This is a genomic window from Cohnella baijiui (genome assembly GCF_020731285.1).
GTDB lineage: Bacteria > Bacillota > Bacilli > Paenibacillales > Paenibacillaceae > Cohnella.
This window is the reverse complement of record NZ_JAJFOW010000004.1, coordinates 94,189-116,858: the sequence shown is the minus strand read 5'-3', so window position 1 is coordinate 116,858 and position 22,670 is coordinate 94,189. Positions and strand designations below refer to the sequence as shown.

The following is a 22,670-nucleotide window of genomic DNA, read 5'->3' as shown; positions in this document are numbered from 1 at the left end:
GAACGCCTGACGAAGGGGATCCCGCCACGCTGGAATCCCCTTCGCCCTTCTAGACCGGCCTATACGAAAGGAGTCATACGGTCATGGAGACTTCTCCCCTGCTGGAGATAACGAATATATCCAAAGTGTACCCGAACGGCGTCGTGGCCAACGCCAACGTGGACTTCTCCCTGGCCAAAGGGGAAATTCACGCGATCGTCGGCGAGAACGGCGCAGGCAAATCTACGCTCATGAAGATGATCTTCGGCATGGAGGAGCCAAGCGAAGGCGAGATGCGGCTGAACGGCCAAAAGGTGAAGTTTCGCTCGCCCCAGGACGCGATCGACAGCGGCATCGGCATGGTGCATCAGCACTTCATGCTTGTCCCGTCGCTGACCGTCGTGGACAACATGATTCTCGGCATGGAGCCGACGCGCGGCTTCAACATTCATTACAAGGAAGCCGTCCGCATGACGCGGGAGCTGTCGGCTCGCTACAATCTCGCGATCGACCCGCTCGCGCGGGTGGAAGATCTCACCGTCGGCATGAAGCAGAAGGTCGAGATTTTGAAGGTGCTGATCCGCGGCGCCCGGATTCTCATCCTGGACGAGCCGACGGCCGTGCTGACGCCGCAGGAGACGGAGGAGCTGTTCAAGCAGCTCCAGGCGCTCAAGCGCGAAGGCCACACGATCGTCTTCATCTCCCACAAGCTGAAGGAAGTCAAAGCAATCTGCGACCGGATCACCATCATGCGCGCCGGCAAAACCGAAGGCGTATTCGAGACGTCGTCGGTGTCCGAGCGGGAAATTTCCCGCCTCATGGTCGGCCGCGACGTCGTGCTGAAGTATGACAAAGGCGACCGGAAGCCCGGCCGCCCGGTCCTCCAGGCGCGGAACCTCATCTACGTCAACGCCGAGGCCAAGCGCGTCCTGCAGGACGTCGGCTTCACGATCCGCGAAGGCGAAATTCTCGGCATCGCCGGCGTCGAGGGCAACGGGCAGTCCGAGCTGGTCAGAGCGCTGACGGGCAGCCTTCCCGGTGCGGAAGGAAGCGTGACGGTCGGCGGCGAGTCGATCCTCGGGCGCTCGATCAAGGACATTCGCGATCGCGGCGTCTCCTATATCCCCGAAGACCGGATGCGCCAAGGGGCGGCCAAGGACGCCAGCATCGCGGACAACCTCATCTCGATGTTCTACCGGCTGAAGGCGTGGAACCGCGGCCCGCTGCTGAACCGCAAAAAGATCGCCGCTTTTTCCGAAGCGCAGATCGAGCGGTACAAGATTCGGGCCAAAAGCCCCGAGCAGCCGATCGGCATGCTGTCCGGCGGCAACATGCAGAAGGTCGTCGTCGCCCGCGAGTGCGAAGCCGCCCCGAAGCTGCTCATCGCCGAGCAGCCGACCCGCGGGGTCGACGTAGGCGCCGCCCAGCTCATCCATCAGCGGCTGCTCGAGATGCGCGCGGAAGGCTGCGCCATCCTGCTCCTATCTGCGGATCTGAACGAGATTCTGGAGGTGAGCGACAGCCTCCTCGTCCTGTACGACGGACAATTCGTCGCTTATTATCCCGATGCCTCGCAGGTGACGGAGGAGACGCTGGGTTTCGCCATGCTGGGCGTGCAGCGGCAGAGCGAAGCGGAAGTGAGGAGGGCTATCCATGATTAAAGCGGCACACTTCGAGAAGATCCGGACGCTCGCGGTCATCCTCATCGCGCTGGTCCTCACGTTCCTGATCATCGCGATCATCAGCGACGATCCGCTGCGGACGATCTCGATTTTCCTGTTTGAGCCGATCTCGTCGGTCTCGCATCTCGGCAACGTCGTAGAGATGGCGATTCCGCTTATGTTCACCGGACTGTCGGTCGTCCTGCTGTTCCGGACGAATCTGTTCAACCTGGGCGCCGAAGGCTTGTTCTACTTCGCGGGCATCGTCGCTTCGACGATCGCCATCCACTGGACGTTGAGCGGCTGGCTGCACCCGATCGTCGCCATTCTGGCCGGAGCGCTCACCGGCGCGCTGCTGTCGGCCATCCCCGGCGTTTTGAAGGCCAAGTGGAACGTTAACGAACTCGTCACGTCGCTGATGTTCAACAGCATCCTGTTCGGCGTCGGCCTGTACTTTCTGAACTACAAGCTGCGGGATCCTCAGGCGTTCAGCAACTCGTCATACAAGCTGCAGCCGTCGGCGCTGCTGCCGCATCTCATTCCGGGCACGCGCATCCATCTGGGTCTCATCCTGGCGCTGCTGTGCATCGTCCTCGTGCATTACTACATGTACCGCACGCGCTGGGGCTACGAGCTGCGGATGACCGGGTCCAACCGCTCCTTCGCCGAGTACTCCGGCATCAACACGACGAAGGTCATCATCACCGTCCACCTGCTCGCGGGCTTCCTGGCCGGCATGGGCGGATCGGTCGAGGTGCTCGGCATGTACACGCGGTTCCAATGGACGTCCCTCCCCGGCTACGGACTGGACGGAGCGTTGGTTGCCCTGCTCGCCAAAAACAACCCGCTGTCCGTCATCGGCGCGGCGCTGTTCCTGGCGTATATCCGGATCGGCGCCGACCAGATGGCCCGCTTGTCCGACGTTCCGGCCGAGATGATCTCCATCGTTCAGGCCGTCATCATCCTGCTCATCTCCGCGGAGCAATTCCTGAAGTTCTGGAAGACGCGGATGCTGCTGAAGGAGGCGGGCATCCGTGAGTAACTTCTTCGACATTCTGTTCTCGACGGACTTCGCCTTCTCCGTGCTGCGGGTCATGACGCCGATCCTGTTCGCCGCGCTCGGCGCGCTCATCTCGAACAAGGCCGGCATCGTCAACATCGGCCTCGAGGGGACGATGCTCGTCGCCGCGCTGACGGGCGTCATCGTGAGCGCCTATACGGGCAGCGCCTGGATCGGCCTGCTGGCCGCGATCGTGGCGGGCGTCGCGATCGCCGCGCTGCTCGGATTTTTCACGCTGAAATTCAAGACGCACATCATCCTGGGCGGGATCGCGGTCAACATGTTCGCCTCCGGCGGCACCGTCTTCATCCTGTACCTGGTCAGCGGGGACAAGGGCGCCTCCACGTCGCTCAAGAGCGCGACGCTCCCGTCTCTGCACATCCCGCTCCTGGAGGATATCCCCGTGCTCGGGCCGATCCTTTCGGGACACAACGTGCTCACGTACGTCTCGCTCGCCTGCGTCGCCGGCCTTTACTACCTGCTGGCGAAAACGCCGCTCGGCCTGCGCATCCGGTCCGTCGGAGAAAACCCGCAGGCCGCGCAGTCGGTCGGCGTCCGGGTGAACCGCGTTCAGTTCATTTCGCTGCTCATCAGCGGCTTTTTCGCGGCGCTGGGCGGCGCCTACATGTCGATGGGTTACCTATCGCTCTTCACCCGGGACATGACCGCGGGTCGGGGCTGGATCGGCATCGCGGCGGAGGCCGTGGGCCGCAGCACGACGATCGGCACGTTCCTGTCCTCCCTGCTGTTCGGGGCGGCGGACGCGCTCGCCAACGCGCTGCAGATCCTGAAAATCCCCGCCGAGCTCGTCGGCACGACGCCGTACGTCGTGACGGTTATCGGCCTGATCGTGTACGCCGTCGCCGAAGCCAGGATGAAGAAACGGAAAATGGCCAAGCGGGCGCTCAAGTAACAACGGCATGACGCAACAAACAATGGCAAGACGCAACAACCCAAGCAAGCTGAATGCCGGGTAGGCTTCGCTCCCGGCGGCGGACACCTAGCCGGATGCCGACCGTTCGGACATCCGAGGAAAGGAATGGAAAGATGAAACGTGTAATCATCGATACCGATATCGGCAGCGACATCGACGACGCGATGGCGATCGCGCTCGCGCTGCGCTCCCCCGAACTGAAGCTGGAGGGCGTCACGACCGTGTACGGCGACGCGCCCCTCCGCGCCCGGATGGTGGCCAAGATGCTCCGCCTCTCCGGCAGCGAAGGCATCCCGGTCCTGGCGGGATTGGACGAGCCGCTGCTGCGCAACCGCCCCGTCTGGATGGCGGGCCACGAAGGCGACGGCCTGCTCGAGCCGGGCGAAGCGCTCGCCTACGACAGCCGGCATGCCGTGGACTTCATCATCGAGACCGTCATGCAAAACCCCGGCGAGATCACGCTCATCCCGATCGGGCCGCTGACCAATATCGCGGCCAGCCTGATCCGCGAGCCGGCGGTCGCGCGCAACGTCAAAGAAATCGTCCTGATGGGCGGCGTGACGCGGCTCGGCGACAACGGCGCGGACATGCGGGTCGTGGAGCACAATATCACCTGCGATCCCGAAGCCGCCTCGGTCGTCTTCGGCAGCGGCGCGCCGATCGTCATGGTCGGCCTCGACGTCACCTTGAAGGTCCAGATCACGGAGCGCGAACGGCAGCGGCTCATCGCTTCGGCCGACCCGCTGAACCTCAAGCTCGCGGACATGATGGCGCGCTGGTTCGAATTCGTGAAGGAGGACCATACGTTCATGCACGATCCGCTCACCGTCTCGCTGCTCATCGACCGCAGTCTCGTGAAGACGACCAAGATGAACGTGCAGATCGAGTACGATCACCGGCCCAAAACCGGGCAGACGATCGCAACCAAAGCCGACGACGCGAACGTGGAGGTATGCCTGGACGTGGATGCGGAGCGGCTCGTCGGCCTGCTGATGAGCCGCCTGCTAGGGGAAAGCGGACAATGACGACGGCGCCGCCCGTCATCGCTATCGTCGGCAGTCTGAACATGGATATCGTGACGAGCGCCGATCGGTTCCCCGTCCCGGGCGAGACGATGTTCGGGCGGGACGTCCGCTTTCGGCCGGGCGGCAAAGGCGGCAACCAAGCCGTCGCCTGCGCCCGTCTCGGGCTCGAGACGCGATTGATCGGCGCCGTCGGCGAGGACGCCTTCGGGCGCAGCCTCGTCGAGTCGCTGAACGCGAGCGGGGTGCGGACCGAGTACGTCAAGCGGGTCCGCGAGGCCGCGACGGGCACCGCCTCCATCACGCTGACGCCGGAAGACAATACGATTCTCGTCGTGCCGGGCGCGAACGCGGAGTGGACGCCCGACGACTTCAACGCCTGGAGCGGCATCCTTCCGAGGGCGTCCGTGCTGCTCGTGCAGCTCGAAATTCCGCTCCCGGCCGTGGCGGCCGCCATGGACATCGCCTGGCGGCGAGGCATCCCGATCATCCTGAACCCCGCGCCGGCGCGCGATCTGCCGGAGGCCCTGCTGCGCATGGCGAGCTATGTGACGCCGAACCAGTCGGAGCTGCACGCCTTGACGGGCATCGAGGCGAGCGGAGACGGCTTGGAACGGGCGATCGACGCGCTCCTCGCGCGCGGACCGGAGACGGTCGTCGCCACGCTAGGCGGCGAAGGCGCTGCCTGGAAGACGCGCGGCGGCGAGCTGCGACGCATCGGCGCCCGCCGCGTCGAGGCCGTCGATACGACCGGCGCCGGCGACGCGTTCAACGCCGCGCTCGCCTGCTCCGTCGCGGCGGGCCGAAGCTTGGAGGAGGGCGTCCGGTACGCCGTCGCCGTCGCCGCGCTGGCGGTCACGAAGCGCGGCGCCCAGGAGGGCATGCCGACCGCGCGGGAGCTGAACGACTTTCTCCGCGCGAACCCGGGAGCGGAAATGGCCACATGAACCTGCCGAAAATGCAGATCGATGCCGACAGCGACATCGACGACGTCGAGCTACCGTTCTAGTTGTGCGTCGACGTAGACCCGAGCTCGCGATTGAGCTGCTACACGATGCTTTCGTCTGACAGAGAACCGTAAGCTTTTCGGCCTAGAGGCGGTGCCTCTAGGCCGATTTTTGTCTTTGGGGCTCCACAGCCACCCATCCACCCCGCTCGCTCGCTGCAATGAAAGAAACTTTCGTTACAGCCCCCCACTCTGCTAAGTTTCGCTGCCGCACCGGATTCGATCTCCGTCCCTCACCCTGCCCGCGAGCCCTCGCCAAGCCCATCCGTGCCTTCATGTATGCGCTCTCTTGACAGCCGGGCGACGAACCAACAAGATAGGCGTATACGCACATCGAATCGGAACCGGCGAGGTGAACCCGTGGACGACTGCTCGGCCTTGATCCGCAAGCAAAAAGAATACTTCGAAACGGGCGCGACCCGCCCGCTCGACTTCCGTCTGACGGCGCTCCGGAAGCTGGGCGACGCCATCCGGGCGCGCGAAGGCGACCTCCTCGAGGCGCTTCGCCAGGATCTGAACAAATCCGCGTTCGAGGCGTACGCCTCCGAGATCGGCATCGTGCTGAAGGAGATCCGCTTCGTCGCGAAGCGGCTGCGCGCCTGGATGCGCCCGCGGAAGGTCAAGACGCCGCTCACGCATGTCGGATCACGGGGCGCGATCTATTCCGAGCCGTACGGCGTCGCCCTGATCGTCGCGCCGTGGAACTTTCCGTTCCAGCTCGCCGTCGCGCCGCTCGTCGGGGCGATCGCCGCGGGCAACTGCGCCGTCATCAAGCCGTCCGAGCTCACGCCCCGGACATCCGCGGCGTTGGCCGCCCTGATCCGGGACGTCTTCGACGAGGCCTACGTCGCCGTCGTCCCAGGCGATGCCGAAACGAGCCGGTCGCTGCTCGCCGAGCCCGTGGACTATATCTTCTTCACCGGCGGGACCGCGGTCGGGCAGCTCGTCATGGAAGCAGCCTCCAAGCGGCTGACCCCGGTCACGCTCGAGCTCGGGGGCAAGAGCCCCTGCCTCGTGCACGAGGACGCGAACCTGCGGCTCGCCGCCAAGCGGATCGCCTGGGGCAAGTTCATGAACGCCGGCCAGACCTGCATCGCGCCGGACTATCTGTACGTCCACGAGTCGGTGCTGCAGCCGTTCCTCGGCCATTTGAAACGCGCCATCGCGGAGCTGTACGGGGAACAGCCGCTGGCCAATCGCGCCTACACCCGCATCGTAAGCGACAAGCACTTCCGCCGGCTGCAGGCGTTTCTCGGCAGCGGCACCGTCGCCACAGGCGGCAAGACCGATGCCGAAGCGCTGCGGATCGAGCCGACCGTGCTGACCGGCATCTCCCCCGACGACCCGGTCATGGCGGACGAGATTTTCGGCCCGATCCTGCCCGTGCTGGCGTACCGGGAGCTCGATCCCGTGCTGGCGGCCATCCGCGGCCGTCCGAAGCCGCTCGCGCTCTATCTGTTCTCCGAGAGCAAGGCCGTTCAATCGCAAGTGCTGGCGAAGGTATCCTTCGGCGGAGGCTGCGTGAACGATACCGTCTACCACTTTACCTCGCCCTATCTGCCTTTCGGCGGCGTCGGCGGCAGCGGGATGGGCGCCTACCACGGCCGCAGCAGCTTCGATCTGTTCTCCCACCGCAAAAGCGTGCTGAAGCAGACGACGAAGTTCGATCTCCCCTTCCGCTACCCGAACGCAAAGCACGCGCTGAAGCGAATCAAGCGATTCCTGAAATAGTTTCGATTCCCCGGCCAAAGGAGCAATCCCCGTGAAAAAAGTTGGGTTGCCGCTGTTGATTCTGCTGATGGGCGCGCTGTATATTTTCGTCGTTCCGTCGGAGCCGCACGCCGTCAAGCTGCTGTTCAAGCTCGTCCCGATGTGGCTCGTCATCGCTTATGCCTATGTACGTATGCCTACGCCGTGGAAAAGCGCCCACTGGCTGCTGCTGACCGGCTTGTTCTTCTGCATGCTGGGCGACGGGCTGCTCGGCTGGTTCGTCGTCGGGCTGTCCGCCTTTCTCGTCGGACATTTGTTCTACCTGGCGAGCTTTTGGCGCGAACACCGGCCTTCACGACTGCGATCCGCCGCGATCGTTCCGATCGCCTGCTTCGCCGTCTACATGGGCTGGGAGCTCGTGCACGCGCTCGCCCGCGACGACAAGCACGCGCTCGTCTTCCCCGTCCTCCTCTATATCGCCGTCATCTCGCTCATGGCGTGGTCCGCCATCCGGACCGGCAAGACGTGGGCGATCGTCGGCGGCCTTCTTTTTCTGGCTTCGGACGCCATTCTTTCGTGGAACCTTTTCGTATCGGACGTGGCTTATGCCGGCGTGCTGATCATGACGACCTACTATGTCGCCCAGTTCTGCATCGCGCATAGCATCCGGACGACGGCTGCGCCAACCCCCATTCCAAAAGGCGCCGCCCGATTGCCATCCTAAGCCTCCCTCCTTCTCCGCGCCGTCCTGCTCCTCTCTCCGCTCCGCAACGCCCTTCCTTTCAGAAAAGCCTTGACTCTCACGTATACGAGAGACTTTATACTGGGGATAGGAAGGAGGGGCCGCATGTACTCCATCGGTCAGTTGTCCAAAAAGACGCACATTTCCATCCGGACGCTGCGGTACTACGACGAGCTCGGATTGTTGAAGCCGGCCAAGGTCGCCGAATCCGGCTACCGGTATTATTCGAACGAAGAGCTGCAGCTGCTGCGGCATATTACCGCGCTGAAAGAGCTCGGCTTCACGCTCGCGACGATCAAATCGATGTTGTCCAAGCCGGAGCAGCGCTCCCGGGAAGCGCAGTGGAAGTCGTTCCTCGACTTCGAGCTCGCCGCGATCGCCGAGGAGAGAAGGCGCTTGGACGAAATGGAGAAGCTGCTGCAAACGGCGCGGTACGCGCTTGAGATGAATGGAGACATCGCGCCGGACGACATCTTTTTGTTCATCCGGGCGTTGCGGACGCCGCCGGGGCAGCGGGACTCGTTTTTCGCCCGGCACTTTACGGCGCGCGAGATCCAGATTCTCCAACGTCTGCCCGACCTAAGCTCCGAAGATCCGCGCACCATGCGGTGGGCGCAGCTGATGCGCGCGGCCAAGGCGCATACGCAGGAGCCTCCGGACTCGGCCATTTCCCGGGAGCTCGCGGAGCAGTTCATGGAGATCGCCATGGAATGGTTCGAAGGGGACGAGCAGCTAATCGAAAAATATTGGACGCTCATTCGTCCCGAGGCCGGCGGAGAAACGAAGGTCTACGGGCTGGATGCCGACGTGATGGCTTACATCGACCGGATCGTGGATGCTTACTTGCAACGATCGGAAGAGGAGGTGCGCGATGGCGAAGAAGGTTGACCGTCCCCTCTCCGAGGGTAAAGCATGGGCCTATGTCGCGATCGGCGGGCTGCTGGAAGTCGTATGGGCGAGCGGGTTCAAATACGAGAACGTTCCGAGCATCGTCGTCTTGGTCGCGCTGCTGACCAGCTTCGATCTGATCATCCGCGCGACCAAGACGCTCCCCGTCGGCACCGTCTACGCGGTTTTCGCGGGAATGGGCACGATCGGAACCGCGATGGTGGAGATCATCATCAGCGGGGACGCGAGCCTGCCCAGGATCGCATTCATTCTTTTGCTGCTGGCCTGTATCGTCGGCTTGAAGCTGTCGGGCGGCGGAAAGGAGACGACATGAACTGGCTATTGCTTATCACCGCGGGATTGCTCGAAGTCGTCGGCGTCATCGGCATCAAGCGCGTCGCCCAGCGCAACAATTGGACGAACAATCTCCTTCTGATCGCCGGATTCCTGCTCAGCTTTCAGCTGCTGATTCGCGCGATGGAGACGATCCCGCTCGCGACGGCTTATGCGGTATGGACCGGCATCGGCACCGTCGGAGCCGCCGTTGTGGGCATGGTCTTCTTCCGGGAACCGAGGACCTGGGCGCGAATCGGCTGCATGCTGGGCATCCTTCTCTCCGTCGTCGGACTGAAGGTCGTATCGTGATGGGCCATCCGTTCCATGTGCGTATGTAAACTACCTACATCCAGCCTTCGCGTGCCATTTCGCCGAATGTGTGTATGTAAACTACCTACATCGAGCCTCCGCATGCCTTTCGCCGAATGTGCGTATGTAAACTACCTACATCGAGCCTCCGCATGCCTTTTCGGCGAATGTGCGTATGTAAACTACCTACATCCAGCCTCCGAATGCCATTTCGCCGAATGTGCGTATGTAAACTACCTACATCGAGCCTCCGGGTGCCATTTCGCCGAATGTACGTATGTAGACTACCTACATCGAGACTTTGCACGTCATTTCGCCGACCGCCATTGAATGCCTTTTCGCCGAATACGCATACAACTCGCCCTTATGCAAAAAGGAGCTGCCCCGGCAGCTCCTTTCTTTGCAATGCGCCTGCGCGCCTATCCTTGGCCGAGCGAAGCCGCCGCAGCAGCCTGCGCGGCCGACGCCTCCCGCAGTAACGCCGACAGCTCGTCCGCCGCGACCGGACGGCTGAAGTAGTATCCCTGCGCTTCGTTGCAGTTGCGCAGGGTGAGGAAATGCAGCTGCTCCTGCGTCTCGACGCCTTCGGCGATCACCTTCAACTCCAGGTTGTGCGCCATGTTGATGATCGTCTGGACGAGCGCCGCGTCCTTGGCGTCGGCCAGAATGTTCCGCGTGAACGACTGGTCGATCTTCAGCGTGTCGATCGGGAAAAGCTTCAGATAGCTAAGCGACGAGTATCCCGTCCCGAAGTCGTCGATGGACAGGAAGATGCCCATCTCCTTGAGCTTGCCCATCGTCGCGATCGCGTACTTGGAGTCCTGGATGATGCTCTCCGTCAGCTCCAGCTCCAGATATTGCGGCGCGAGCCCCGTCTCCTGCAGGATGCGGCTTACCGTCCCCAGGAGATTGCTTTGCTGGAACTGCCGCGACGAGATGTTGACCGCCATCCGCAGCGGGGGCAGCCCTTCGTCCTGCCACGCTTTTGCCTGCCGGCAAGCCTCGTACAGCACCCATTCCCCGATCGGAATGATCAGCCCCGTCTCTTCGGCGAGCGGAATGAACTCGGCGGGAGACACGTTGCCGAGCTCCGGATGGCGCCAGCGGAGCAGCGCCTCGACGCCCTTGATGCGGCCGGTGCCGACTTCCAGCTGGGGCTGGTAATGAACCGTGAACTCCCGCCTATCCAAGCCTTTGCGCAGACCGATTTCCAGCTTCATTTTTTTCGTGACGGCTTCGTTCATGTCCGGCGTGTAAAATTGGAAGTTGTTTTTCCCCTGCTCCTTCACGCGGTACATCGCGGTGTCGGCGTTTTTGATCAGCGTCTCGATATCCCGCCCGTCGGACGGGTACAGGCTGATCCCGATCGAAGGCGTCACGAACATCTCGGTGTCGTTCAAAACGAATGGCTGGGCGAACATCTGCAAGAGCTGCTTCGCCTTCCTCGTCACCTCGTCGTTCACGGCGTTCGGCAGCAGCACGAGGAATTCGTCGCCCCCCTGGCGCGAGACGGTGTCCCCTTTGCCGGTGCAGGACTGGATGCGGGCTGCGGCCTCGATCAGCAGCAGATCGCCCATCGCGTGGCCCAACGTGTCGTTGATGTACTTGAACCGGTCGAGATCGATGAACATGATGGCGATCGTCATCTTGTTTTCGCCGGCTTGGTCGAGCGCCTGGGCGAGGCGGTCGTTCAGCAGGTGGCGGTTCGGCAGGCCGGTGAGCGGGTCCCGATACACCATGCGGTTCATCTTTTCTTCGGCTTTTTTGCGTTCGGTGATGTCCCGGATGATCATGCTGAAAAAGGTGCGGCCATCCTGCTCCCAGGTGGCCATCGAGAGCTCGAGCGGGAACTCCGTCCCGTCCTTGCGCAGCCCGTGCAGCTCGATCGTCCGGCCGATGGCGCGGGCTTCGCCCGTAACGAGATAGCGCTCCATCCCCTGACGTTGCGTCTCCCGGTAACGCTCGGGGATGATCAGATCCAGCTGGCGACCGAGCGCATCCTGCTCCGTATAGCCGAAGGTGCGCTCGGCGCTGCGGTTCCACGAAATGAGGATGCCGGCGCTGTCGGCGATGACGATCGCATCGTTGGCGGATTCGATGACGGAGCGGAACTTGCGCTCCGACTCCGCCGTCTGCGACTCGAACCGGTCCTTCACGAAAGCGCCGATGAGCGCGAGGACGAGGAGGACGAACATTCCGATGCCGATCGAGTAGGCGAGCAGCGAGCTGTCGATCGCGGATGCGTCCGAGCCCATGGCGTGATGATCGTGCTTGAAGGTCGCCGCCGACATGCCCGTATAATGCATGCCCGAAATGGCGATCGCCATGATGAAGGCGCTGCCGGCCTTTCTCCGCCGGCCGCCGCGGGCGCCGGCGCGCCGCTGCGTATCCCGAAGCAGCAGCAGCGCCACGTAGGACGTGACGAGCGCGATAGCCGCGGAGAGCGCCCACAGGAAGGGATCGTAGACGATGGCGGCTTCCATGACCATCGCCGCCATCCCGACGTAATGCATGGAGACGATGCCCGCGCCGATGAACAGCGCCCCGACGAGGAATCGGGCGGTGCTGGCGCCGGGACGGGTGACGATATGCAGCGCCAGTCCCGAAGCCAGGATGGCCGGCGCAATCGACAAAAGCACGATCGTCGGATCGTACGAGACCTGCATGGAATTCAGGTGGAAGGCGAGCATCGCGATAAAATGCATCGCCCAGATGCCCATCCCCATGGCGAACGCGCCGCCGGACAGCCAGGCATAGCGCGCGGCCCCTTCGGTCTTAAAGATGCGGATGCCGAAATCCAGGGCGGCATACGAAGCGAGAATCGCGATCAGGAACGAGAGAAGAACGAGAGGAATGTCATAGTCGCTGGAGAGCACGGAAACGGGCATCGAAAGCCATTTCTCCTTTAGGTATCCACTTATGTGCGCGGCGGCTGGTCGTGTCCGCGAAATTTGACGAGGTTCGGCGAATTTTCTGTTATTAATTTATCACAATCGGGGACCCCCGGATAGAAAATTATTCTAATCGGAGCACGGCATACAGGATCCCGCTCGACCCCGGCATCCGGACCCCCTCCTTTGTCTCGTAATGACACGTATTGTATCTTCACGAGTCTGTCCTGTCTCCGGCCGAAAAAGGAATCGTCCCCGCCTCCGTCGAAGGCTACGTCGGAGGTGATCCGATGAAGCGTACGACGCTATATCTCACGCGGCACGGCCAAACCGTATGGAACGTCGAGGGCAAGCTGCAAGGACATCAAGATTCTCCGCTGACCGAACTTGGCCGGCTGCAGGCGCGGTGGCTCGCGGATGCGATGGCTGATACCCCGCTGGATGCGATCTATTCCAGTCCAAGCGGCAGGGCGATGAGCACGGCCGAGATCGTGCGGGGCGCGCGGGATCTCCCGGTCGTCCCCGTAGAAGCGTTAAGGGAAATCAACTTGGGCCCGTGGGAAGGATTAGCAGGGGAGGCCATCGCCGCGCGGCACCCGGAAGCCTACGATGCCTTTTGGAAAACGCCGCATCTGTACCGGGCGGAGCATGGCGGGGAATCGTACTTCGATTTGCGGAACCGGGTCGTCCCGGCCTTGGGCCGTCTTCTCGCGGACCATGCGGGCGGCGCCATCTTGCTCGTGACGCATGCCGCGACTCTGAAAACGATCATGGCACACTTCGGCGGGCTGCCGCTCTCCGAGTTGTGGCAACCGCCCTTCGTTCACTCGACGTCGCTCTGCCGGGTCGCCGTCGAAGACGGCGTGCCCCGCATCGAGCTGTACGGCGATACGTCCCACTATCGGGAGGAGGATGGCTGATCCGAAGGGTCGGACACCGACCAAGGCGAAGTTGCCAAAAAGGCCGTCCTATCGGATCGAAATCCGGGGACGGCCTTTGTATTTGCGTGAGGCTCGACGCGCCCGCCCCTCTCCCTGCCCGCGCTTTGCGCCGGGTCCGCCTCGGCGCAGCGGATCGACTCGGGTAATCCATTGTAATCCATGGCATTACCGCGCAGCGGAAAATCCTAACGAACCTCTCCGATACGTTTTCCGCCGTGGGGCTCGAATGCTGGCGGTCATCTATTTAACACCCGCAGCGTACCGAATCTGCCGACATCGTTCGACAGCCACCGCAAAACGGATCTCGTACAATCGGGATAGAAATCCATTTCGAGGGAGTGTCGATGCTTATGGCCAGACGAGGGAGGCGGTTGTCGATCCTTCTCGCATGCAGCGTGCTGACGTTTACCCTGACCGGGTTCGCCGCGCCGCAGCAAGCTTACGAAGAGGCGGGCCGCTCCTGGGCTTCGTCGACGTTAAAGGATTGGTTGGACAAAGGTTGGCTGCAAGGTTACCCGGACGGGAAACTCCTTCCGGATCGGACCGTCTCGCGGGCGGAGTTCCTGACGCTGGTCAACCGGGCTTTTGGTATCGCGGATGCCGTTGGAGTCTCCGTCGGGGATCTAGCGGCGGGCCATTGGTATGACGGAGAGATTGCCAAGGCGCTCAAAGCGGGATACGTCAGCGGCATCGAAGCCGGATCGGAGTTGTTCGTGCTGCCGGTACCCCGTCAGGAAGCCGCGCTCATGCTCGCGACGCTGCTGAATCTGGACGTCGGGACGGCGAAGGCTCCTTCCTTCGCGGACGCGAGCGAGATCGCCGCGGAGAGCTCGGGAGCCGTCGCGCTGCTGGCGGATAAGGGGATATTGCGGGGGTACCCGGACGGAACGTTCCGGCCAGCAGCCCCGGTCACCCGGGCGAGCGCCGTGGTCATGATCGATTCCGCGCGGCGGGCGGCGAGCGTCGGCGGAGGCACCACGCCCGCGCCTACGCCTGCCCCTTCAGCTACGCCGCCGGCATCCACGCCAACGCCTACACCTGCCCCAACAGCTACGCCTGCACCCTCAGGGACGCCCGTGCCTACTGCATCGCCATCCCCTACGCCTAGCCCGACGCCGGATGTAGACGCGCCAATCGTGCTGCCGGATACGATCGGGTCATTGCGGGTAGGCGAGAATTTCGTCCAATCGATCGAGAAATTATCCGGCGGCTATGGCACGATTACGTACACGCTCGCAGCGGGCGCGCTTCCGCCGGGAACCGCGTTCTCTTCGACCGGCATTTTCAGCGGTACACCGACGAAGGAGGGGAGCTTTACGTTTACCGTAACGGCTACCGATTCGATCGGTCATGTCGCTAGCCGGAGCTATACGGTTGCGGTGAACCCTCCCGCCCCGATCGTGCTGCCGACGGCATTCGGGCCCCTGCATGCAGGCGAATCATTCAGCGGCTCGCTGCAGAAGCTGTCCGGCGGCTATGGCACGATTACGTACTCGATCACGGCGGGCGTGCTGCCGCCGGGAACCGCGTTCTCTTCGTCCGGTATCTTCAGCGGCATGCCGACGCTGGAGGGGAGCTTTACCTTCACCGTCAAGGCGACCGATTCGCTTGGGTATGCCGCTACCCGGAGCTATACGGTTGAGGTGAACCCTCCCGGCCCCATCGTCCTGCCGAAGACAATCGGACCGTTAAAGGTGGGCGAAGCCTTCAACGGTTCGCTGCAGAAACTGTCCGGCGGCTATGGCACGATTTCCTATTCGCTTGCGGCGGGCGCGCTGCCGCCCGGCATCGCTCTCTATTCGTCCGGCCTCTTCGGCGGCACACCTACGACGGCGGGGAAGTTTACCTTCACCACCATGGCGACTGATTCGCTTGGAAACGTCGCTACCCAGACCTATACGGTCGAGGTGGAGCCTCCCGCCCCAATCGTGCTGCCGGAGACAATCGGCCCCCTGAAGGTAGGCGAAGCCTTCAACGGTTCGCTGCAGAAACTGTCCGGCGGCTATGGCACGATTTCCTATTCGCTTGCGGCGGGTGCGCTGCCGCCGGGCATCGCTCTCTATTCGTCCGGCCTCTTCGGCGGCACACCGACGACGGCGGGGAAGTTTACCTTCACCACCATGGCGACTGATTCGCTTGGCTATACCGCTTCCCAGACCTATACGGTCGAGGTGAACCCTCCAGAGCCGATCTTGCTTCCGTCGACGATCGGTCCCTTGAAGGTAGGCGAAGCCTTCAACGGCTCGCTGCAGAAACTGTCCGGCGGCGCCGGCACGATTACGTACACGCTCGCGGCGGGCGCGCTGCCGCCGGGAATCGCTCTCTATTCGTCCGGTCTCGTCAGCGGCACCCCGACGACGCAGGGAGACTTTACCTTTACGATCCGCGCTACGGATTCGTTCAATTATTTCGCCGAGCAAACCTACACGCTATCGGTTACGGCTCCCTGACCGACTTTCTTCATCCGGGAATGGATCCGAACATGACATCGAAAAGCGCCCCCTCTATTCGTTTCGGCAGCCTAGGGCTATCCGATCCGACCGGAGCGGGGCGCTTTTCAGCGCTTTTTCATTTCAACGGACGGCCGAATTCCGCTTGTCTTGATCCATGAAGCGTCGGCTTCCGGCTGCGTCGCGGCTTCAGTTGTTCGACGCCCAGATGGCAGCGGTCACCCGAGCTTCGCCGTTCGAAGTCACGGCATCAGTCCAAGTCACCGTCTGGCCCGGCGCCGGAGCGGCGGTCAGCGTGCCCATGCCGTCGTCGCCGCTCGTCCCGTCGGAATCGTAAATCTCGATCGCGATCGCGCTGCCCGCCGGCACGTTGACGTAGCGATCGTTGTAGGACGAGCTGTACTGACCGGGGAAAGTGGCGTCCATCGTTCCCCAGGCTACGGCGTACGGGGTTCCGATCGGGGCGTCGTTTTTCTTCCAGAGCCGGTCGTCCGAGACGCCGCTCCCGTTCGCGCGAATCTTGACAAAGAGATCGCTCTTGCCGCCGAAAGGATCCCGATTCGCCAGGCTGGTCACGCTGCCGACCTGAATGCGGTGGGAATAGTAGGGATGGTTCACGTAGACGTGGGTGAACGCGCCCAGTCCGTTCAGGTGCGTGTCCACCATGTGGGCCGGATCGCTCAGGAAATCTCCCGCGAACGTCGGCCCATCGTCGGAGTCGTCCCATACCCAAGGCATCGCCGCGGAATCCGGCTGGTAGTTGTCGCCGTCCAGCTTGCCCCAGCTGCCGAACATGCGCCCGTCCCCGATGTCGTAGCGGCGGCTCCAGAAATCGTCGAAGGACAGCAGATCATAGCTGTAGCGGCGCGTGTAGTTGCCGGAGCCGTCGGTGACGATATCCGCCTTGCCGCCATAATAGTACACGATGCCGTCCCCGCCCGGCGCTCCGGAGCCGTCGTACGCGTAATTGCCGTGCCCGCCGACCGGGCTCTGGCCGTTGGACTGAATGAACACCTTGGGGTGCGAGCCGTTGAACAGCACGCCTCCGTCCACGTTGTCCGAGCCGTTCGAGAGCGGCAGATTGGAATATTGGTACATTTGGTTGTGGGCGACCGTCTCCATCAGCTGGAACGAACCGTAAACACTGCCGTCCTTGCGAATGACGAGCAGCACCCCTTCGAGGTCGTTCTCGTGCCGGTCCAAGGTGAGCGGGCCGTCGTCCCGCGCGTGATAGTCGTAATAGCCGATAAAGTAATGGGTTTCCGTCTCGACCAGCGAATAGTAGATGTAGGACTTCAGAGGATACGCGTCGATATGCTCCCAGTTGTTGTTGCCGACCCAGTCCCCGTCGTAGTTGAAGTTCGTGACGTAGTCGGCGCGATAGCCGTACGTATCGTTCACGTCCTGGTAGAACTCCGGCGCCCAATAGGCCGCGATCTCCTGGCCCGAAGCCGCGTGCGCCTCGGACGGAGCGGCCGCGCCGATCGAGGCCGAGAGCAGCCCGCCTGCCAACAAACCAGTCATCCACTTGCGAAATCGTTTCATCAAACATCCCTCCTATTCGTCTGGTGCTGTCAGACAACTTAGATGTCAGACAGCATAATCATCGTAGCGGACATTTGTATAAGCCGTATCACCTCGGCGTTAATCTTCTGTAAATAAGAGCGCCAGCAGCTCGCCGTGCAGCTCCGGTGAGGAAGCGACCAGCTTTTTGTCGCTCCAGACGTACGGATCGCCCTCGCCGTTCGACACCGTTCCGCCCGCTTCCCGGACGATGAGCAGACCGGCGGCGACGTCCCACGGGTAGAGCCCGTCGTGCCAAAAACCGTTCAGCCTCCCGCAGGCGATCATGCACAGGTCGAGGCTGGCCGCGCCCAGAATACGGACGCTCCTGGAGATGCCCGCGATGCGGCTCACCTGAGCCGCGGCCACGGAATCGCGCCTCCAGTCCGAAGCCTGGAAGCCGGTCGCGAGCAGGGCGCGCCCGACGTCCGCTTCCGCACCTACCCGGATGGGGTCGCCGTTGAGGCGGGCGCCCTCGCCATGGGTGGCGTGAAACAGCTCCCGCGTTACAGGGTTGAATACGACGCCGTGCAGGAGGCTCCCGTCCCGGACGATGCCGATGGACACGGCGAAGTGGGGGATGCCGTGCACGAAATTGATCGTCCCGTCGATCGGGTCGATGATCCATCCGATGCCGGGAGCGGGACGCGCCATCATGCCGAACGCGTCCAAGCCGCCGTCCGTCTCCTCGGACAAAATCCAGTGGTCCGGATAATCGCGGCCGATCCGCTCCCGGATGACTCTCTCGCTGTGCAGATCGACGTCGGTGACCAGGTCGGCGCGATTGACCTTGTCGCCGACGCGGTACGGCGCGCTCATGCGGCTCAGAATCTGTTCTCCGGCCTCCATCGCGTAACGGACGGCGGATCCCAGCAGGGTCTTCCCGTAGCTCTCCTCTTGGTTCAGGTTCATGGCGACTCCTTTGCTTCAGCTGGGTTGGGATTTGAATAACCAGTAGATGCCGGCCGCGATAACCAATACGCTGCCCAACTTCTGAAGCGTAAAAGGGGATCGGGGCAAGCCCATGAGTCCCCAATGGTCCATCGCGGCGGATACAGCGATTTGTCCGGCGACGGCGGCGACGAAGACGGGCAGCGCCCCCGCCTCGGCCGTCGCCCGGGAGATGCCGAACATGATGCCGACGCCGAGCAGGCCGGACACGATCATGCCCGGATGGAACCAAGACGCGGCCGGCTGCGGCGATCCGAAGATTCGCAGCAGCAACGCGGCCGCAAGGATCTGGACGAGAGAAACGCCCATAATCATGACGTACTGCCCATGCCCCCGTCCGATGGAGACGTTGATGGCGCCTTGCGCGACGGACAGAAAACCCGTGAGCAAGGCGATGAGCACGCTGAAGCCGTACCCGTTCATGACGCTGTTCCTCCCGTGCTCCATGGAAAATGGCGCATTCATTGTTCCTACAACGATGGTAAGGACGAGACCTTTCCGTCCTGCCTCGCCTCGGCTTAGCCGCCGACCCAGACTTCGATCGGTCCGTCCGTCAAGCGGACGGGATCGCCTGTCGCGCGTTCGCCGGTCAGGTGCAAGGCTGCGTCCGAGGAGGCGAGAACCCGCTCCCAATGCGGCCGCAGCGGCCGGGAACGGTCGATGCAGATCGGGACGACGCAATGGCGGGGCCCGATCGCGGACAGGATGTCCGCCCGGAAGGCGTCCTCCAGCCCGTGGTGAGGCACCTTCCATACGCCGCACTGCAGATCGGCGCGCCCGAGAAGCCGCGTCCATCCCGCGGCCACCTGGTCTCCGCCGAACAGGACGGCCCCGGCCGGGTCGTCTGCGGACGCCAAGCGATAGACGGAGCTGTCGTCGTTGGACAGGCTGAAGAAGGATTCCAGCGAAGCCAGACGCGCCTCGAAGGGCCGCCCGTCCTCTCGGGCCGCCTCCCGCAGCGCCGCCAGACCGGGAAGCGGATCGTCCGCCCAGGGATACACGTGCGCGAGCGCGCAGCCCTCCTCTTCCCACAAGATCTCGCGGCCGGCAGCGCCGTACCCCGAGCGCCAGCGAATGTCCGTCCCCTGCTCCTGCAGCAGCCGGACGAGATCCTCGTACGCGGCCAGCATGCGCAGCACCCGCGCCGCGCCGGGCGGCAGACCGCCGGCCGTATCCGGCCACGCGCCAAACGGCGGCGGAGGCAGCTCGTACGGCAGCACCGCGCGCCGCACCTCGCGCCGGCGGGCGACGTCGAGCAGCCCGTTCAAGTGATCTTCGTGAATGTGCGTCAGGATCATCCAATCCAGCCGGCGCACGCCCTCCCGGTCCATCCAGGACAACGGATGGTCCCGGTCCGGTCCGGCGGCGCCGTCTCCGCCGTCGATGAGCGTGACCGCGCCCGAAGGCAGCCGGATCAGGTGCGCGTCTCCCCATCCGACGTTGAGCAATCGGACTTGCGCGGCCGCCCTCATCCCTCCGCCTCCTCCGGCAGCACGTGGATTTTGCCGGGATGAAGGCGCAGGCGGACCGGCCCGCTAAGGAAGCCTCTCGCGCTCGGGTCGGCATCGTCCACGATGCAGGTCAGCGGTCCGCAGCGAACGCGATAGCGGATCATGCGGCCCAGGAACGTGCTGCCGAGCGTCTCGCCGCTCCAGCCGTTCGCTTCCTCGGCGTCGCCGTCCGCCTCCCCGGCGGAAATGGAAATGCACTCCGGACGGACGACCAGCGTCACCCGGTCCCCGGGGCGGAACGCGCGCCCGCCCGCATCGACGCGCAGCAGCGAGGGCGCGCAGCGGACGACGATCTCCGTCCCTTCGACGCCTGCCACTTCGCCGGGAATGAAGTTGGCCGTCCCGACGAAGTCGGCGACGAATGCATTGTCCGGCTTGAAGTAGACCTCCCAAGGCGTACCCGTCTGCCGAATGCGGCCTTTGTCGAAGACGGCGATCCGATCCGAGAGGGATAGCGCCTCGTCCTGGTCGTGCGTCACGAAGATGGCGGTAATGCCCGCCCGCTGCTGCAGCTCCCTCAGCTCGTTTCGCACCTCCACCCGCATCTTGGCGTCGAGATTGCTGAGCGGCTCGTCCATCAGCAGCACGCGCTGCCCCGTGACGAGCGCCCGCGCGAACGCGACGCGCTGCTGCTGCCCGCCGCTAAGCTCCTTGGGCAGCCGCTTGTCGAGCCCGGTCAGGCCGAACATCTCCAGCATTTCGCCCGTCTTCCGCCCGATCTCCGCCCGGGGCGTTTTGAGCAGCTTCAGACCGTAGGCGATATTCTCGTAAACCGTCATGTGCGGGAACAGCGCGTATTCCTGGAAAACGAGCGGCGTCCGGCGCCGGTAAGCCGGCATCCCGTTCATGCGGGCGCCGTCGATCCGGATCTCGCCGCGATCCGGCTCGTCGAAGCCGGCGATCAGCCGCATCAAGGTCGTCTTGCCGCAGCCGCTCGGACCGAGCAGCGTCGTGAAGCTGCCTGGCGGGATGTCCAGCGAAACGTCCCGGAGCGCGGCGAAAGCGCCGAACGATTTGGAGACGCGATCGATCGAGATATGCGGTAGAGCTTCGTTCATGAGGGCCTCCGATCTTGGGTTCCGGGAATCAGCCGCGTCGCGGCAAGCGCCGCGAAGGCGATGGAGATCAGCACGACGGTGAAGGCCGACGCGCCTCCCCAGGCTCCCGTTTGAACGAGACTCAGGATAGAGACCGTGCCGACCGCCGTATGGGCGGAATAAAGGAAAATGATGACGCTCAGGCATGTCACCGACCGGAGAAAGGATACGGCCAGTCCCGACAGGAAAGGTCCTTTGAGCAGCGGCAGCAGGATGCTGCGGAACGTGCGGAAGCTGCCTGCGCCCAGATTCAGCGACGCTTCCTCCAGCGATCTGCCAATCTGCTGGAAGCCGGCCAGACAGGCGCTGTAGCAGGTCGGCAGATTCCAGATCGTCAAGGCGAGGATCATGATCGCCGAAGTGCCCGTCAGCTCGAGCGGCGCGCGGTTAAACGCCATCGCGAACCCGAGGCCGAGGAACACGCCGGGAACCGCGCCGGGCAGAATCGCCAGCAAGTCGAGCAGCCGGTTCACCCCGATCCGCCGGCGTTCGGCGAGATAAGCGAGAATCATCGCGAGAACGGCCGCCGCCAGCGAGGAGAAGAGCGCGTAGCGAATGCTGTTGTAGAGCTCCGATCCTTTGGCCGAGACGTATTTGAAATTGTGCAGGGTGAAGCTCCAGTCGTAGCCCCACGTCTTCGTAAACGCGCCGTAGAACAGCACCCCGTATACCGCCAGTACGAATAGCGAGAGGAACAGACAGCAGGCGAACAAGCCCCATTTCACGAAAGGCGGCACCGGGTAAGCCCGTAGGCTCGATTCCTTGCCGGTTACGATCGCATAGGAGCGCTTGCCCACCCAGATCCGGTTGGCCAGGAACAGCCCCAAGGCGGGCAGCAGCAGCGCGGTCGAAAGCACCGCCGCCGAGGACAAGTCGAACCAGCCGGACATTTGCATGTACGCTTCGGTGGGCAGCAGGGCGAAGTCGCCCGCGATGATCATCGGATTGCCGAAGTCGGCCAGGACGTTCATGGCGGCGATCAAGGCTCCGCCGGCGATGCCCGGCCGGCAAAGCGGCAGAAAGACGTGCCGGAACACTTGCCAGCGCGTGGCGCCGAGGTTGTAAGCCGCATATTCCAGGTGGACGGCGGACGTCTTCAGCACGCCGTAGATGACCGCATAGGCGTACGGAAAAAAGGTGACCGTCTGGACGAGCCACAAGCCGTGCCAGCCATATATATCGAAGTTGGCGTGAAGCAGCTGCTTGGAGACGATGCCTTGCCTGCCGAACAGCAGAATGTAGGACAGGGCCACGATGAACGGCGGCGAGACGATCGGCAGCAGCGTGACGAACCGGAACAAGCCTTTCAACGGAATGTCGAGCCTGGTGATCGCATACGCGAAAACGAACGCCACGGCCGTGCAGGACAGCGTGGAGACGACCGTCATGAACAAGCTGTTCAGCGCGGCCTGAAACCAGCGCTCGTTCGTAAATAACTGCAAATAATCGGCCGGGTGGGGAAATCCGACCACCTTCGCGATCGGCCATAGCACGAAAAAGCCGGTCGCGACCAGGACGGCCGCGATCACGAGCGCCAGCGCGGGCTCGTGCCTCAGTTTCTTGATATCGATCCACGTTTGCCGGAGAGCGGATGGGATCACGGCAGCCACCTCTTCTCT

Annotated in this window: 20 protein-coding genes; 12 read left to right on the top strand and 8 right to left on the bottom strand. The window is 63.3% G+C overall.

Going from position 1 to position 22,670, the window contains the following annotated elements; genetic code table 11:
• Window positions 1-83 precede the first annotated feature (83 nt).
• The 10 genes from LKX83_RS05815 to LKX83_RS05770 all read left to right on the top strand — a co-directional run bounded on the left by LKX83_RS05815 (window position 84) and on the right by LKX83_RS05770 (window position 9,647).
• Window positions 84-1,640, top strand: coding sequence for an ABC transporter ATP-binding protein (locus LKX83_RS05815; RefSeq protein ID WP_227881227.1), 1,557 nt, complete (start codon window positions 84-86; stop codon window positions 1,638-1,640).
• Window positions 1,633-2,682: an ABC transporter permease gene (locus LKX83_RS05810; RefSeq protein ID WP_227881226.1), complete on the top strand. Its 1,050-nt coding sequence runs from the start codon at window positions 1,633-1,635 to the stop codon at window positions 2,680-2,682. Before LKX83_RS05815 ends, LKX83_RS05810 begins: the two co-directional genes overlap by 8 nt.
• Window positions 2,675-3,613 carry an ABC transporter permease gene (locus tag LKX83_RS05805; RefSeq protein ID WP_227881225.1) on the top strand — a complete coding sequence of 313 codons (939 nt, stop codon included), beginning with the start codon at window positions 2,675-2,677 and terminating at the stop codon, window positions 3,611-3,613. The genes LKX83_RS05810 and LKX83_RS05805 overlap by 8 nt, the downstream gene beginning before the upstream one ends.
• A 134-nt stretch (window positions 3,614-3,747) precedes the next feature.
• On the top strand, window positions 3,748-4,659 hold the full coding sequence (locus LKX83_RS05800) for a nucleoside hydrolase (RefSeq protein ID WP_227881224.1): 912 nt from the start codon (window positions 3,748-3,750) through the stop codon (window positions 4,657-4,659).
• Window positions 4,656-5,603: a ribokinase gene (gene rbsK / locus LKX83_RS05795; RefSeq protein ID WP_227881223.1), complete on the top strand. Its 948-nt coding sequence runs from the start codon at window positions 4,656-4,658 to the stop codon at window positions 5,601-5,603. The genes LKX83_RS05800 and rbsK overlap by 4 nt, the downstream gene beginning before the upstream one ends.
• Before the next feature lie 419 nt (window positions 5,604-6,022).
• Window positions 6,023-7,393 carry an aldehyde dehydrogenase gene (locus LKX83_RS05790; RefSeq protein ID WP_227881222.1) on the top strand — a complete coding sequence of 457 codons (1,371 nt, stop codon included), beginning with the start codon at window positions 6,023-6,025 and terminating at the stop codon, window positions 7,391-7,393.
• Window positions 7,394-7,424: 31 nt separating this feature from the next.
• Window positions 7,425-8,096, top strand: coding sequence for a lysoplasmalogenase (locus LKX83_RS05785; RefSeq protein ID WP_227881221.1), 672 nt, complete (start codon window positions 7,425-7,427; stop codon window positions 8,094-8,096).
• Between the two features lie 123 nt (window positions 8,097-8,219).
• Entirely contained in the window at window positions 8,220-9,002 is a 783-nt protein-coding gene (locus LKX83_RS05780; RefSeq protein WP_227881220.1) for a MerR family transcriptional regulator, read from the top strand.
• On the top strand, window positions 8,986-9,336 hold the full coding sequence (locus LKX83_RS05775) for a DMT family transporter (RefSeq protein ID WP_227881219.1): 351 nt from the start codon (window positions 8,986-8,988) through the stop codon (window positions 9,334-9,336). Before LKX83_RS05780 ends, LKX83_RS05775 begins: the two co-directional genes overlap by 17 nt.
• Window positions 9,333-9,647 carry a DMT family transporter gene (locus LKX83_RS05770; protein WP_227881218.1) on the top strand — a complete coding sequence of 105 codons (315 nt, stop codon included), beginning with the start codon at window positions 9,333-9,335 and terminating at the stop codon, window positions 9,645-9,647. Before LKX83_RS05775 ends, LKX83_RS05770 begins: the two co-directional genes overlap by 4 nt.
• A gap of 85 nt (window positions 9,648-9,732) precedes the next feature.
• Here the strand turns inward: LKX83_RS05770 and LKX83_RS05765 are convergent, their stop codons facing one another.
• Window positions 9,733-9,954 (bottom strand): hypothetical protein, encoded by a 222-nt coding sequence (locus tag LKX83_RS05765; RefSeq protein WP_227881217.1) that lies wholly within the window; start codon window positions 9,952-9,954, stop codon window positions 9,733-9,735.
• A 112-nt stretch (window positions 9,955-10,066) separates the two neighbouring features.
• Window positions 10,067-12,535, bottom strand: coding sequence for a bifunctional diguanylate cyclase/phosphodiesterase (locus LKX83_RS05760; protein WP_227881216.1), 2,469 nt, complete (start codon window positions 12,533-12,535; stop codon window positions 10,067-10,069).
• Window positions 12,536-12,828: 293 nt separating this feature from the next.
• Between LKX83_RS05760 and LKX83_RS05755 the strand changes: the two genes are divergently transcribed.
• Both LKX83_RS05755 and LKX83_RS05750 read left to right on the top strand, forming a co-directional pair.
• Window positions 12,829-13,458, top strand: coding sequence for a histidine phosphatase family protein (locus LKX83_RS05755; protein ID WP_227881215.1), 630 nt, complete (start codon window positions 12,829-12,831; stop codon window positions 13,456-13,458).
• 371 nt (window positions 13,459-13,829) lie between these two features.
• Window positions 13,830-15,929 (top strand): putative Ig domain-containing protein, encoded by a 2,100-nt coding sequence (locus LKX83_RS05750; protein ID WP_227881214.1) that lies wholly within the window; start codon window positions 13,830-13,832, stop codon window positions 15,927-15,929.
• A gap of 189 nt (window positions 15,930-16,118) precedes the next feature.
• Here the strand turns inward: LKX83_RS05750 and LKX83_RS05745 are convergent, their stop codons facing one another.
• The 6 genes from LKX83_RS05745 to LKX83_RS05720 form a co-directional block, all read right to left on the bottom strand.
• Window positions 16,119-17,474, bottom strand: coding sequence for a hypothetical protein (locus LKX83_RS05745; RefSeq protein ID WP_227881213.1), 1,356 nt, complete (start codon window positions 17,472-17,474; stop codon window positions 16,119-16,121).
• 99 nt (window positions 17,475-17,573) lie between these two features.
• On the bottom strand, window positions 17,574-18,404 hold the full coding sequence (locus LKX83_RS05740; RefSeq protein WP_227881212.1) for an inositol monophosphatase family protein: 831 nt from the start codon (window positions 18,402-18,404) through the stop codon (window positions 17,574-17,576).
• A 15-nt stretch (window positions 18,405-18,419) separates the two neighbouring features.
• A complete protein-coding gene (locus LKX83_RS05735) occupies window positions 18,420-18,866 on the bottom strand; it encodes a DMT family transporter (protein WP_227881211.1) in 447 nt (148 codons plus the stop codon).
• A 95-nt stretch (window positions 18,867-18,961) separates the two neighbouring features.
• On the bottom strand, window positions 18,962-19,915 hold the full coding sequence (locus LKX83_RS05730; RefSeq protein ID WP_227881210.1) for a ComEC/Rec2 family competence protein: 954 nt from the start codon (window positions 19,913-19,915) through the stop codon (window positions 18,962-18,964).
• Complete coding sequence (locus LKX83_RS05725; RefSeq protein ID WP_227881209.1) at window positions 19,912-21,012, bottom strand: ABC transporter ATP-binding protein; 1,101 nt, start codon at window positions 21,010-21,012, stop codon at window positions 19,912-19,914. Before LKX83_RS05725 ends, LKX83_RS05730 begins: the two co-directional genes overlap by 4 nt.
• Window positions 21,009-22,652, bottom strand: a complete 1,644-nt coding sequence (locus LKX83_RS05720; protein WP_227881208.1) for an ABC transporter permease — start codon at window positions 22,650-22,652, stop codon at window positions 21,009-21,011. Before LKX83_RS05720 ends, LKX83_RS05725 begins: the two co-directional genes overlap by 4 nt.
• Window positions 22,653-22,670: the final 18 nt, after the last annotated feature.